The 13405-nt window shown below is 62.2% G+C and carries 10 protein-coding genes; 4 read left to right on the top strand and 6 right to left on the bottom strand.

Translation table 11 applies throughout. From position 1 onward, the window contains the following. Positions 1-144 precede the first annotated feature (144 nt). Positions 145-849 carry a methyltransferase gene (locus tag CLU86_RS08815; protein WP_099741362.1) on the bottom strand — a complete coding sequence of 235 codons (705 nt, stop codon included), beginning with the start codon at positions 847-849 and terminating at the stop codon, positions 145-147. A 246-nt stretch (positions 850-1095) separates the two neighbouring features. On the opposite strand from CLU86_RS08815, the gene CLU86_RS08810 reads away from it, so the two are divergent. Beyond that, the gene (locus tag CLU86_RS08810) at positions 1096-2088 is read left to right on the top strand and encodes a DUF808 domain-containing protein (RefSeq protein ID WP_099741361.1); all 993 of its coding nucleotides are present in this window, start codon (positions 1096-1098) and stop codon (positions 2086-2088) included. A 154-nt stretch (positions 2089-2242) separates the two neighbouring features. Then, complete coding sequence (locus CLU86_RS08805) at positions 2243-2842, top strand: OmpW family protein (protein ID WP_099741360.1); 600 nt, start codon at positions 2243-2245, stop codon at positions 2840-2842. A 153-nt stretch (positions 2843-2995) separates the two neighbouring features. Here the strand turns inward: CLU86_RS08805 and CLU86_RS08800 are convergent, their stop codons facing one another. From CLU86_RS08800 to CLU86_RS22615, 5 genes are all read right to left on the bottom strand, one after another. Further along, entirely contained in the window at positions 2996-4783 is a 1788-nt protein-coding gene (locus tag CLU86_RS08800) for a sensor histidine kinase (RefSeq protein ID WP_099741359.1), read from the bottom strand. A 107-nt stretch (positions 4784-4890) separates the two neighbouring features. Further along, complete coding sequence (locus CLU86_RS08795) at positions 4891-5286, bottom strand: VOC family protein (RefSeq protein ID WP_099741358.1); 396 nt, start codon at positions 5284-5286, stop codon at positions 4891-4893. 70 nt (positions 5287-5356) lie between these two features. Next, positions 5357-5824 carry a CopD family protein gene (locus CLU86_RS08790; protein ID WP_099741357.1) on the bottom strand — a complete coding sequence of 156 codons (468 nt, stop codon included), beginning with the start codon at positions 5822-5824 and terminating at the stop codon, positions 5357-5359. 430 nt (positions 5825-6254) lie between these two features. Further along, positions 6255-7607, bottom strand: coding sequence for a diguanylate cyclase domain-containing protein (locus CLU86_RS08780; protein ID WP_099741356.1), 1353 nt, complete (start codon positions 7605-7607; stop codon positions 6255-6257). A 229-nt stretch (positions 7608-7836) separates the two neighbouring features. Next, positions 7837-8019, bottom strand: a complete 183-nt coding sequence (locus CLU86_RS22615) for a hypothetical protein (RefSeq protein WP_143226691.1) — start codon at positions 8017-8019, stop codon at positions 7837-7839. A 13-nt stretch (positions 8020-8032) separates the two neighbouring features. Here CLU86_RS22615 and CLU86_RS08775 point away from each other — a divergent pair, with 13 nt between their 5' ends. Together CLU86_RS08775 and CLU86_RS08770 are read left to right on the top strand one after the other, a co-directional pair. Beyond that, entirely contained in the window at positions 8033-11194 is a 3162-nt protein-coding gene (locus tag CLU86_RS08775) for an EAL domain-containing protein (RefSeq protein ID WP_099741355.1), read from the top strand. A gap of 268 nt (positions 11195-11462) precedes the next feature. After that, the gene (locus CLU86_RS08770) at positions 11463-13373 is read left to right on the top strand and encodes a propionate--CoA ligase (RefSeq protein WP_099741354.1); all 1911 of its coding nucleotides are present in this window, start codon (positions 11463-11465) and stop codon (positions 13371-13373) included. The last annotated feature ends 32 nt before the right edge of the window (positions 13374-13405 follow it).

Raw genomic sequence — 13405 nt, 5'->3', positions numbered from 1 at the left:
TGGCCCCCTGGGATGGATGACAGGCAAACCGCTGTGTTTGCCTGTGCAAAAAAGGCCTGACGCGCAAGCGCCCGGCCTTTTTTAATGGAGCTCAGACCATGCGGGTGGCTGTCTGAGCCTTGGCTTTTGTATGGCCCGGGGCTCTCAAGTGGGCTCCACCAGGGCGTGGGTGCGGGGTCTCTCATACACCAGCAGGCGGCCTTTGTAGGCTGGCGCGCTCTCCAATGCCGGGCAGTCCAGGCGCTCTTCCACCACCTCAAATCGGTGCACCGCCATCTGTTTGTGGAATGCCGCCCGATTCCCCCGGTTGGGATCGACTATCCAAATCTGAGCCCCCTGGTCTGCATGGGCATCCAGAAAATGGGCCAAAGTGGCGCGTGCATCGCGTTCGTACAGCACATCGCTGCCGATGATGAGATCAAACTGGCCCTGCACGTCGCCCATGCCCTGGGGGTTGTCTGTGCCCCATTGGCCTGTGCGGTATTTCATGGGGGCTAGCGCGTTAAGGCGCAGGTTCTCCTCCAGAAACTGCCTTGCCAGCGGGTGGCAATCGCTGGCCGTGACATCCATGCCGCGCCGATGGCACACCAGGCTCGCCAGCCCCAGTCCGCAGCCAATCTCCAAGATCCGCTCCCCGGTGCGCAAAGGGCGCGAGGCCATGCGGGCTGCCAACTTTGCGCCTGAAGGCCACAACAGCCCAAACAAGGGCCAAGCCGCAGAAGAGATGCCCAGTTGCTCGGCAGCGCCCAGGGGGTCGGAAAATTGCTGTTTGTCCAGCAGCGAGCGAATGAACAGATTAGCAACCCCTGGGACGGGGATGCTCTCTTGCTTGGTGAGGTAGCCTGGCATGCAATGGGCCTGAAGCCCGTTGTCAAGGGACCCCGATAGAGTGGGTGAGGGCATGGAGTATGCGCTATACCGAAAACAGCCCTCAGAGCCTGCTCTCATGGCTTTTGGAGGCATCTGCACGGATGGCCGGGATGGGGGGTGTTGCTGGTGAGCCCAATGGGCTGTGGGCGAGGGCGGCTTTTGGGTATGCCGATGGACCTGGTTGATATAGTCCCGCGGGTTCATTGACTTCGTTGGGGAAACTCCATGGCCGCAGGCAGCCTTTTAGCTTTATTGGATGACATCGCGACCATCCTTGACGACGTCGCGTTGATGACCAAAGTGGCGGCCAAAAAGAGCGTGGCCATGGCCGACGATGTTTCCGTGATGACCAAGGTCGCCGCGCAAAAGACCGCTGGCGTGCTGGGCGATGATCTGGCGCTGAACGCCCAGCAGGTCACTGGCGTACGCGCAGACCGTGAAATCCCGGTGGTATGGGCGGTGGCCAAGGGGTCCTTGATCAACAAGGTCATCCTGGTACCTGCGGCGCTGCTGATCAGCGCTTTTGCGCCCTGGGCTGTGACGCCACTGTTAATGCTGGGTGGTGCTTTCCTGTGCTTTGAAGGTACGGAAAAGTTGGCCCACAAGTTTTTGCACCCACAAGAAGAAGCCCAGGCAGAGCACGACAGCCTGGTCAAAGCCAATGCCAATCCTGCCGTGGACATGGTGGCTTTTGAAAAAGAGAAGATCCAAGGTGCCGTGCGCACGGACTTCATCTTGTCCGCCGAGATCATTGCGATCACGTTGGGTACGGTGGCAAACGCGCCCTTTGCGCAGCAGGTCATGGTGCTCAGCGGCATTGCATTCATCATGACGTTGGGTGTGTACGGTCTCGTGGCAGGCATCGTCAAGTTGGACGACCTTGGCCTGTGGCTGCATCGCAAAAGCAGCAGTGCTGCCCAGGCCATGGGTCGTAGCATCTTGTGGGCGGCCCCTTGGTTGATGAAGGGCTTGTCAGTGGCTGGCACTGCCGCCATGTTCCTGGTGGGGGGCGGTATCTTGGTGCACGGTGTGCCTTGGCTGCACCACGCTGTCGAAGGTTGGGGCACTGCGGCAGCCCAGTGGCCGGCGGGGGGCTTGTGGTCGTTTTTGGTTCCCAATGGGGTGAATGCGTTGATTGGGCTGCTCGCTGGGATAGTGGTGCTGGTGGCCGTAACGGCGGCGCAACGTTTGCGCGGCAGCCCTGCCACCCAAGGTTGAAGGGGCCGGCACCTGGCCCATCGATTGAATGGGCGCCGACCGAATCGTCTCGGGTAAACACGGGGTTGTTTGACCTGTGGCAAGGTTGACCATTTCGCTAACAGGCCCAATACAAACACGGGGGTCGTCCCCGTTCAACTGCATTGAGTTCTGTATGAAGAAAAACCTGCTGACCGTGGCCGTTCTGTGCGCAATGATGACTTCGGGCGCTGCGTTTGCGCAGCAAGCCGAAGGCCCTTGGCTGGTGCGTGCCCGTGCCGTGAACCTCGATAGCGCCAACAAAGACAGCACCGGCCTCGGTCTGTCGGTGAACGACAAGGTCATTCCTGAAGTCGACGTGTCGTACTTCTTCACCCCCAACATTGCTGCCGAACTGGTGTTGACCGTGCCCCAAAAGCACAACCTGAGCTCCAGCGTTCTGGGCGGTAAGATTGGTACGCTCAAGCACCTGCCTCCTTCGCTGCTGGTGCAGTACCACATGCCCATGGGCAGCTTTAAGCCTTACGTGGGCGCTGGTATCAACTACACACGCTTTTCCAGCGTGAAGCTGCCCGCTGGCGTAGACATTGACCGCAACAGCTTTGGTGCAGCCCTGCAAGTGGGCGTGGACATTCCGCTGCAAAAGAACCTGTACCTGAATCTGGACGTCAAGAAGGTCTTCATCAAGACCGACGTGAGCTTGGCAGGCGCCAAGATTGGCACGTTCAAGGTGGACCCTGTTCTGGTGGGCGTGGGCCTCGGCTGGCGCTTCTGATGCGCCTTGCGCAGCGGCAACGCTGCGCACATTCTGGTGGGGAAAAGCCAACGCATCTGCGCTGGCTTTTTTTATGGCGCTATGGGGGGCGCCGGGTGTGTTGGTATGAGACGAATCGACCCCCCGATCATTTCGCGTGGATAAGAACCTGGGTTAGCCCGCAGCCGGTTCCGTGCAAGGCAAAGACAGTGTGAACCGCGCCCCTTCGCCGGGTGTGGAGGTGACGGTCAGTTCGCCATGCATCAACTCCGCCAGCGCCCTGGACAGGGCCAAGCCCAAGCCTGTGCCTCCATGCTCGCTGCTCACCTGGGCGCTGCCTTGGCGAAATTTCTCAAAAATCAGATCATGCAAGTGCGGTGGAATGCCGGGGCCCGAGTCCACGACATGAAACTGCAGCCGTGTTCCTTCTGCCCCTGTCTCCACTTCCAGCCGCACGCCGCCTTGTGCGGTGAACTTGAGGGCATTGGAGAGCAGGTTGTTCAGAATTTGCTTGAGCCTGAGCCCGTCGCACACCAGCGATTGCGGGGCGTCTGGTGATACCGACACTTGCAGTGTCAGGCCCTTTTGGGCCGCTGAAATAGCGAAGAAGTCGGCCGTGTTTTGCACCAGTTCGCGCACGGGGTGGGGCGCCAGCACAATGGGCATGGCCCCGGCCTCGACCTTGGCCAAGTCCAGAATTTCGGTGAGCAATGTGTTGAGGTGGTCTGCCGCCTGCCGGATCAAGGTGGCCGCCTCTCTGAACGAAGGCTGCTGCAAGCGCAACTCCATCAGTTCCGCAAAGCCCCGGATGCTGGTGAGCGGAGTGCGCAGCTCGTGCGACACCGCTGCCAGAAACTCACTTTTGGCCTGGCTGGCAGATTGGGCCTGCGCCTCGCTGACGGCCAGTGCGGCATGGGACTCTTCCAGTCGGCGCACGCCGCGCAAAAAGCCCACGCCGCTGGCCACGATGGCTGCGCCCAGCACCAATGCCACGGTCAGCGTCACGTTGCGCATGTCTCGCCACTCTTCCAGCGCCGCCTCCGTGGTGTTGGATACCACCACGTTCAAGGGGTATCCCGGCACCCGTCTGAAGGCTGTGATGCGCTCCGTCTTGTCCAGCTCACTGACACGGACATAAACGCCTTCTGGCGTGTTGAGATCAGCCAAAGGGTGGCCATTGGGCAGCGTGACGGATTTGCCCATACCCGTGGCCTCCCCACCTGCCACCCGCGCCCGCAGCGTGTTGTCGTCGCCCAGCAACGAAACGGCGCCGCCAGGTCCTAATTCAACGTCGCTGTACACCGTTTCAAAGTAGTCGGGGTTGACCGACGCCACAACAATTCCGTGCAGGTAACCGCTGGGCGACACGATGGGGCGCGAGAGTTGCAGTGTCCACTTGCCAGAGACCTTGCCCAGCACCGGTTTGCCAACAAACAAGCCGTGGCGGGTGAGTTGCATGCGGGCATCTGCGTGGCGCGCTGGCTCCAGGTGCACTTGGATGTGCTCGCGTTCCGACAGATCGAGTGGCCCGGTCTTTTGTCCATCCGGGTCCAGATTGCTGGCCACAAACCGCCCATCCGCCCCCACGACGGAGAGCTGGGTCAAGATATCCGGGACGAGGCCCGTCTCATTGGCCAGCCGTGTGTAGTCTGAGGGCTGAAAGCTGCCTTTGGCGACGGTATCGCGCATGCGCAGCGTGGCCTGGTCGATGGGGGCTAGCACGCGCAGCGTTTGTTCTTGCAGAACCCGCGCCAAGTTGGCGTTTTGCCGCTCCTGGGCGTCTATCGCGTCTTGCCATTTGGTGTAGAGCGCCAATGCAACCAGTGCTGCCGTCACCACCAGCGCCAGGGCCACAAAGCCAATCACCTTGGCCTGCAAGTCTTTGGCATGCAGCGGGTTCAAGGCCACAGCGACTGGGGTGCTTGGCCGTGGCTGCACGGCAGGGGGTGAATTTTCCAACATGGTTCCCATGGTTCAGAGCATGCCACTTTCCCGCCGCTTTGCGCAGAGGGCTGTTGCTGGATCCGCGAGCCGACTCTGCGGCCACATGGCCAAGTGGGTTCTGCGGGCTATCCGGCCAGAATCGGCGTGCACAACTCGACCAAGGTGCCATCTGGGCAGCGCAGGTAAGACACCGTTTGGCCCCAGGGCTTGGTGCTGGGGGGGGCCAGCTCGGTGGCTCCGCTGCCCAGCGCCTGTTTGTGGGCTGTGGGGACATCGGGGGTGATCAGCGCGATCTCCATGCCCAGGGGCTGTGCGCTGGTATGGGCAGCGACATGGCCGCCCGCAAAGTTGGAGTGGCCTAGCGAGTGGTCTGCAAAAGCCAGCGTGGTGGCGCCGGTCTCCAGCTCGCCGTAGGTGCCCGACTCATGCAGAAAACGCCTTGTCATGCCAAAGGCTTGTTCGAAAAAGGCCAGCGAGGCCGCTACGTCCGGAACGTAAATGATGGTGTAGCCGAATTGCATGGAGAAAGCCCGGTGGGTGGTGACGGTGTTCGGTCATTCTGCACCACCGGGCACGCTGCGGGGCGCCTGTTCATGCAAGCGTTGCCACTGCGACAACCGCGAACCCCAGAGCGAGGTTGATACCCACCCACGTCCGGATTTGGGCCAGCACTTTGCCCGCCTCCGGCCAGTGAGCGCTTTGGTGGGCGCGGCTGAGCCGGGGGAAAAGCGACAGGCGGATGTACCCAAAGATGACGGCCATGACCGCGCCCAGGGCCGCCATCACAGTCCAGCCCCAGGGCATGGCAAAACTGCCCCCTGCTTGCACTGCGTGTTTGGCGACGTTGCCCACCATCCACAGGCCCGATGCGAGCAGGGCCACCACGGCTGCCACCACGGTCGCAAAAAAGCGCCGCAAAACGCCTAGCATCAGGCCAACGCGCAGCGCAGGCTCTAGCGTTTGTGCTGCAGGGCGCAAAAAGAAATGGGCGAAGAACATGCCCCCCAGCCAGACGATGGCTGCGAGCAAGTGGACCAGTTTGAGGGTCGCATACAGCATGGTGGTGTGGGCCTTTCTTTCCCGGAGAAGATCGTACATAGGGTCTAAGAACCTGTTCAAAGTCTTTTTGAAGTTGCACAAGAGCCTTGCCGGGATGGGCTGCTAGGCGCAGCGCGCGGCCAATAGCCCGTGCTATTGGCAAGCGGTGCAACAACGCAGACTGCCCGGCAAGCCACTTGCCCGAAGGGTTGGAGTGAAATCGGGCGATTGAACGCCCCGGCTGCTTGCATGGGCACGAGCCCATGCTGCGCATCCGAAGCATCCACTCATCCCGATTGCACTCCAATGCAATCTCCAAAAAGACTTTGAACAGGTTCTCAGAGTGGCTCACAAAACTCAGCGAAGCGGCCCTGGCCAGGCGTTTCGCCACAAGCATTACAAGCCTTGCAAAAAGGCGAAACGACGACGCCAGGGGAGTTTTGTGAGCCCTCTAAGCCGAGCCAGACAGCCCCTGGCGCGTCGCTGCGCCACGCGGGTGAACAATGAACTGATTGCCGCCGTTGCGCTTGGCCTGGTACATGGCTTCATCTGCGTGGCTAAGCAGCATGCTTTCATGGGTGCCGTGCTCTGGGAACACCGCCATGCCAATGCTGGGCTGGATGCTCAGTGCCAGTCCATTCAGATCAAATGGCTGAGCGAACGCTGTGAGAATTTTCTGGGCCACAGGCTGGGGCAGCTCGCCGGCATGAATGCCTTCGAGCAGCACCACAAACTCGTCTCCCCCCAGCCTGGCCACGGTGTCCGAGCCACGTACGCAGGCTTGCAGGCGCTGCGCCACGCCCTGCAGCAGCAGGTCGCCCATCGCATGACCGAGGGTGTCGTTGACCTCTTTGAAACGGTCCAAGTCAATGAACAGCAAAGACAGCAGGGTTTGCTCCCGGTGCGCGCGCGCCATGGCAATCCTCAGCCGGTCATTGAAGAGTGCGCGGTTCGGCAGAGCGGTCAACTGGTCGTACTGCGCCATGTGCTGCAGCCGCTCGTGCATCTGGGTGCGCTCAATGGCCAAAGCCACCTGGGTGGAGACAAACTGCAGCAATTCCTTGTCGGCCTCGCTGTAGGTATCTCCCTCGGCAGGGCCTTGCAACAACAGGGCGCCCATCGCGCCGTCCTGGCCGGGCAGTGGCACCCCGAGCCAGTGGCAGGTTTGTGGCCCTTCGCAAGTCGACAGCCGCAAGGGCCTGTCCTCTTGGATCACCCGGGTGCACAGCTGGATTTGCCCGGCTCCGGGTGCGCCGTGTGGGTTTTGCTCCAGCGCAGGGGCCAGATAGGGAAAGCTCAAAGCACCACGCGCGCGGTCATGCAGCGCCACTGTGAACTGGGCGACCGCCATCAGCCCACCGATGATGCGGTGAATGCGTTCAAAAAGGGTGGGCAGGTTGGGGGCGGCATGCGCGGCTTCCGAGATGGCATAGATCGCCGCGTGCATTGACTCGGTGTGCTTGCGCTTGGTGATGTCATGCGCCACAGCCAGGCGCAAGCGGCGCTCTGGCAGCCACTGGGCGGTCCACAGAATGTGCGCGACGGCTCCGTCTTTGCGCACGTAGCGATTTTCAAACTGCAATTGGGGGCTGCCGCCCATGACCCTATGGGCTTGCTGCTCCGTGGCTTGGCGGTCTTCGGGGTGGACCAGGTCCAACATCAGCAGCCCGACTGCTTCTTGCGGGGTGTAGCCAAAAATACGCTCGAACGCGGGGCTCACAAACACAATGCGGCTGTCCTCGTCCACGATGCAGACGGCATCCAGCAAGAGATCAATGACATTCAGTGACGAGATGCTTTGCATTGCGTGCCAGTTTGAAGCCAATGGAGCCCTGTGTTGCCGTCAAGCTTGCTTAACCGGCGGTTACACAAGGGTTTTGGCAGAGAACGCAAGGGCGGGGCTGCCCATCGGACAGCGGATCCCATTGTGCAGCCGGAATGCGGGTGAGGACATGACGGGGCTGCAGCCGCAAAACAACAGCATTCCTCCGCTTGTCTGGGATGTGGAACATATGCTATGCATTTCATAGCTGCTAGCGCTTGTATTTGTTGCGTAAAAGGTAAATTTGGCTTGAAGTATGTGCGGTAACCAGATGTTGCCAAATGTGGCGCAAAATGCGGACATATTTGCCGTCGCTCAAAGCGCCTGGGTCTTTGCTGAGAGCCACCTGCTGCGCAGGAGGCTCAAGCCAGGCAGGCTTGGTGGTGTCTGGCATTCAACCCCTTTTTATGACGCTGTCCTTCCTCTCCCTCGGTCGCTATCGCCACTGGCTGTCAGGCTGTGCTGTGGCATTGGTAGGGTTGGTCACGACCTACTGGCTGGTGCAGCAGCAATGGCAGTCGGTGGCCATGGTGGAGCAGACGCGGTTCACGCAGGAGGCCCGCGCCTTCACCGATGCCCTGAGCCAGCGCGTAGCCGCCAATACTGAAATCGTGTACGGCCTGCACAACCTGTTTGCGCTGAACCCGCAGTTGGGGCGCGCCGAATTCGAGCGGGTCGTGTCGGAGTTGGATGCTGTGCAGCGCTATCCCGGGGTGCGCAACTTGGCATTTACCAAGCGCGTGTCCCATAGCGAGCGAGCCGGCTACGAGGCCAGCATTCGCGCCGAGCTGTCGCGCGATGCGCCAGGTGCGCCTGTTTTCACGGTGCACCCGCCTGGTGATCGGGACGAGTATTTTGTGGTGCACTACATATGGCCGCTTGAGGGCAATGCTCACATGCTGGGGATGGACATCAGTGCACAGCCGACCAACTTGGCGTCCATGCATTACAGCCGCGACAGCGGCAGGCCCGTGGCCTCTGCGCCGTTTGATTTGCTGCAGGAGCAAACCCACCGGTCGGCATTTGTCATCCGCATTCCGGTGTTTGACAGGAGCGGGGGACACGGCAGTGGGCCGCCGCCTTTTCTGGGCGCTGTGGCCGCCACCATCAGGGTGTATGACATGGTGCGAGCGCTGGAAGCCCAGGGCTACCTGCAAGGGGTGGCTGTGGCCATGGAAGATGCGGGCTCGGTGCGCGAACAGGTCACAGACAAGACTGCACGCCCTTTGCTGGAGCCCACGGGCCAGGCCCTGCCTGGCGCACCTACGCTGGTCAAAGGCTTGCAGGTGCATGACCGGCGCTGGCGCTTGACCTTCCAGCCCACACGTTCGCTGCTGTCGCCTACGGAGCAGCGCTTGCCCTGGATTGCCGGTGGGGCGGGGGCTCTTGTGTCGGGCTTGCTGGGGGTGCTGGTGACGCTGCTGGTGCGTCAGCGCACCAGCGCGTTGGTGCAGGCGCAGGCATCAGATGAAGCCCGGCGCGAGAGCGAGGAACGCTTTCGCGCCCTGTTCAACCAGGCCGCTGTCGGCGTCGCGCAGATCAACTCGCAAAACGGGCTGATCGTTCGCATCAACCAGCGCTACTGCGACATCATTGGCTACACCGCCGCAGAGCTGCAGGGCCGCAGCCTGCGCGAGATCAGCCATCCGGCCGATCAGCCTGCGGGGTTTGCCCAGATGGACCGCCTCAAAGCGGGCGATATTCCGGAGTTCCGCATCGAAAAACGCTACTTTCACAAAAATGGCGCGGAAGTCTGGGTGGACCTGACCGTGACCCCTATGTGGACCCTGGGTTCCACGCCAGACTTTCACATTGCCATGGTGCAAGACATCACCTCGCGCAAGCAGATGGAAGAGACACTGCGCGGCAACGAGCAGCGCCTGCGCGGCATTTTGCAGCGTTTGCCCGTGGGGGTCTGCCTGGTGCAGCACGATGGGCGCATGAGCTTTCGCAACGAACGCTTTGTGCAAATTTGCGGTTACACCGAGCAGGACATCCCCACCGCTGAGCAGTGGTGGCAGCAGGTGTACCCCGACGCCGAAACCCGCGCAAGGCACCGGGCCGCCTGGAGCCGGGCGCTGGAGCATGCCCATGCCTTCGACGGCAGCATCGAGCCCGCCGAGTATGTGATCCATTGTCACGACGGCCAGCAGCGCAGCGTTGAAATTGCCGGGGTGCTGGTGGGCAAGGACCACCTCATCACCATGGTGGACCTGAGCCAGCGCAAGGCAGCGGAGGAAGAGATCCGCTATCTGGCCTTCTACGACCCCTTGACCCGGCTGCCCAACCGGCGCCTGTTGCTGGACCGCTTGCAGCAGGCCCTGGCCACCAGCGCCCGCCACCAGCGCAGCGGGGCCCTGCTGCTGCTGGACCTGGACAACTTCAAAACCCTGAACGAAACCCAGGGACACGACCGTGGCGACACGCTGCTGCTGCAGGTGTCGCACCGCCTGCGCGCCTGCGTGCATGAAGACGACACGGTGGCCCGCCAAGGGGGGGATGAGTTTGTGGTGGTGCTCGAAGACCTGGGTGACACCCCGGAAGACGCTGCTGCACGCGCGGAAGACGCTGCGCAAAAAATCCTCCAGGCCCTGCGCGAGCCCTACACGCTGGACGGTGAGGCACATCACAGCTCCCTGAGCATGGGGATCACCGTCTTCAGCGGTATGCGTGAGACGGTGGATGAACTGCTCAAGCGTGCCGACCTGGCCATGTACCAGGCCAAGTCTGCGGGTCGGGACACTTTGCGCTTTTACGACCCGCAAATGCAGGCCGCCGTCAGTGCCCGTGCGGCGCTGGAGGCCGACATGCGCGCAGGCCTGGCCCAGGAGCAGTTCGAGCTGTACTACCAGCCCCAGGTGGACAACGGCCGCATTACCGGAGCCGAGGCACTGCTGCGCTGGCGCCATCCGCGCGACGGTTTTGTCTCGCCAGCGCAATTTATTCCGCTGGCAGAAGAGTCCGGCCTCATCCTGCCGCTGGGCGAGTGGGTGCTCAACGCCGCCTGCGAGCGCCTGGCGCAGTGGGCGCAGCAGCCTTTGTTGGCGGGGCTCAGCCTGGCCGTCAACGTGAGCCCGCGGCAGTTTCACCAAAGCAGCTTTGTGCCGCAGGTGCTGGCGGCTTTGGCCCGCTCGGGGGCCGAGGGCGCGCGCCTCAAACTTGAAATGACAGAAGGTCTGCTGTTGGCCGATGTGGAAGACACCATCGCCAAGATGGCCAAGCTCAAGAGCTATGGCGTGGGCTTTTCGCTCGACGATTTCGGCACTGGGTATTCATCGCTGGCCTACCTTAAGCGCCTGCCGCTGAACCAGCTCAAAATCGACCAGAGCTTTGTGCGCGATGTGCTCACCGACCCCAACGATGCGGCCATTGCCCGCACCGTGGTGGCCCTGGCCACCAGTCTGGGGCTGAGCGTGATTGCTGAAGGGGTGGAGACCGAGGAGCAGCGGGCATTTTTGGCACGCAACCACTGCCACAGCTGGCAAGGGTATCTGCTGAGCAAGCCCATTCCTGTGGCTGATTTTGAGCGGCTGGTGGCCGAGTACAACGGCCAGCAGGTGCCTGCTTAACGCCTGCGTAATGCCTCCAGAGCGGTGGCGACAAAGCCCCGGCATGTTGTGAGAACCAGAGTGCGCTCCCGTCAGCTTGCCGCAAGCACGTTATGAATAATTATGAATTCAAAACCTGGGCCAAGCGCGCTGCCCTTCGCGTGCGCCGGCGAACACCTCCTCCTGCCGCAGGTGCCTGCGGCGGGGTAGCGTGTTGGGCTGCCATCGTAGGTGGCCGTGCCTGCTGCAATGGCCCAGGTCCAGATCGAGATGCAAGGAGACATAACCCATGAGCGCCACGACCCCCACGGCCAGCTACGCTGACTTCTACCGCCATTCCATCGACCACAGCGATGCCTTTTGGGGCGAGCAGGCGGCGCTCATCGACTGGCACACGCCTCCCCAGCAGGTGTGCGACTACAGCAACCCTCCCTTTGCCAAATGGTTTGTGGGCGGCACCACCAACCTGTGCCACAACGCGGTAGACCGCCACCTGCAAGCCCGTGCCGACCAGCCCGCGCTGGTGGCGATTTCCACCGAGACCGATACCGAGCGCAGCTACAGCTTTGCCGAGCTGCATGCCGAGGTGCAGCGCATGGCCGCCACGCTGCAAAGCCTGGGGGTCAAGAAGGGCGACCGTGTTCTCATCTACATGCCTATGATTGCCGAAGCCGCCTTTGCCATGCTGGCCTGTGTGCGCATCGGTGCGTTGCACTCGGTCGTGTTTGGCGGCTTTGCGGCGGGCTCGCTGGCCTCGCGCATCGAAGACGCCGAGCCCGTGGCCGTGGTCAGTGCCGATGCCGGATCGCGTGGCGGCAAAGTGGTGCCCTACAAGCCCTTGTTGGACGAAGCCATCAGCCTGTCGGCCCACAAGCCAGCGGCCGTGCTCATGGTCAACCGGGGCCTGGCCCCCATGGCCCTGCAAGCGGGGCGCGACCACGACTGGGCATCGCTGCGCGAGCAGCACCTGCATGCCGTTGTGCCGTGTGAATGGGTTGAATCCACCCACCCCAGCTACACCCTGTACACCAGCGGCACCACCGGCAAGCCCAAGGGCGTGCAGCGCGACACCGGCGGCTACACCGTGGCCCTGGCGGCCAGCATGAAGCACATTTTTGATGCGCAACCGGGCCAGACCTACTTTGCCACCAGCGACATCGGCTGGGTGGTGGGGCACAGCTACATCATCTATGGCCCGCTGATTGCAGGCATGACCACCATCATGTACGAAGGCCTGCCCACCCGGCCCGATGCGGGCGTGTGGTGGAGCATTGTGGAAAAGTACAAGGTCACGCACATGTTCTCGGCCCCCACGGCCGTGCGTGTGCTCAAGAAGCAAGACCCCAGCTGGCTCAAAAAATACGACGTCTCCAGCCTCAAGGCCTTGTGGCTGGCGGGCGAGCCGCTGGACGAGCCCACGGCGCAATGGATCAGCGATGCGCTGGCCGTGCCCATCATCGACAACTACTGGCAGACTGAAACCGGCTGGCCCATCTTGACCCTGGCCAATGGGGTAGAGCAGCAAACTACCCGCTTTGGCAGCCCCGGCAAAGCCACGTATGGCTACGCCGTGAAGATCATCGACGAGTCCACCGGCGAAGAACTGACGGGGGCCAACCAAAAAGGCGTGGTCGCCATCGAAGGCCCGCTGCCCCCTGGCTGCATGCAAACCGTGTGGCGCGACGACGCCCGGTTTGTGAACACCTACTGGAAGAGCATTCCTGGCCGCCTCATCTACAGCACCTTTGACTGGGGCATTCGCGATGCCGATGGCTACCACTTCATCCTGGGCCGCACGGACGACGTGATCAACGTGGCGGGCCACCGCCTGGGCACCCGTGAGATCGAAGAGAGCATCGCCTCGCACCCCAACATTGCCGAGGTGGCCGTGGTGGGCGTGGCCGACCAGCTCAAGGGCCAGGTGGCCATGGCGTTTGCTGTGGCGCGCGATGCGTCGGGGCTCGACTCGGATGCGGGCCGCCTCAAGCTGGAAGGCGAAGTCATGAAACAGGTGGACCACCAACTGGGCGCCGTTGCCCGGCCGTCGCGCGTGTACTTTGTGAATGTGTTGCCCAAGACGCGCAGCGGCAAGCTGCTGCGCCGCGCCCTGCAGGCCGTGGCCGAGCGCCGCGATCCTGGCGACTTGACCACCATGGACGACCCCGCTGCGCTGCAGCAGGTGCGTGATCTGGTCGGTTGAATTCAGCCACCCCTGGGGCCTGGGCAGGCGTT

Source organism: Acidovorax sp. 62 (assembly GCF_002754495.1).
Classification (GTDB): Bacteria; Pseudomonadota; Gammaproteobacteria; order Burkholderiales; family Burkholderiaceae_C; genus Acidovorax.
Note: the sequence above shows the minus strand (reverse complement) of the source record. Positions and strands in the feature narration are given on the sequence as shown.

Excerpts from the sequence above, each read along its gene's own strand:
- CLU86_RS08815 (WP_099741362.1), bottom strand. The coding sequence starts at position 849 with ATGCCAGGCTACCTCACCAAGCAAGAGAGCATCCCCGTCCCAGGGGTT.
- CLU86_RS08810 (WP_099741361.1), top strand. The coding sequence starts at position 1,096 with ATGGCCGCAGGCAGCCTTTTAGCTTTATTGGATGACATCGCGACCATC.
- CLU86_RS08805 (WP_099741360.1), top strand. The coding sequence starts at position 2,243 with ATGAAGAAAAACCTGCTGACCGTGGCCGTTCTGTGCGCAATGATGACT.
- CLU86_RS08800 (WP_099741359.1), bottom strand. The coding sequence starts at position 4,783 with ATGTTGGAAAATTCACCCCCTGCCGTGCAGCCACGGCCAAGCACCCCA.
- CLU86_RS08795 (WP_099741358.1), bottom strand. The coding sequence starts at position 5,286 with ATGCAATTCGGCTACACCATCATTTACGTTCCGGACGTAGCGGCCTCG.
- CLU86_RS08790 (WP_099741357.1), bottom strand. The coding sequence starts at position 5,824 with ATGCTGTATGCGACCCTCAAACTGGTCCACTTGCTCGCAGCCATCGTC.
- CLU86_RS08780 (WP_099741356.1), bottom strand. The coding sequence starts at position 7,607 with ATGCAAAGCATCTCGTCACTGAATGTCATTGATCTCTTGCTGGATGCC.
- CLU86_RS22615 (WP_143226691.1), bottom strand. The coding sequence starts at position 8,019 with ATGCCAGACACCACCAAGCCTGCCTGGCTTGAGCCTCCTGCGCAGCAG.
- CLU86_RS08775 (WP_099741355.1), top strand. The coding sequence starts at position 8,033 with ATGACGCTGTCCTTCCTCTCCCTCGGTCGCTATCGCCACTGGCTGTCA.
- CLU86_RS08770 (WP_099741354.1), top strand. The coding sequence starts at position 11,463 with ATGAGCGCCACGACCCCCACGGCCAGCTACGCTGACTTCTACCGCCAT.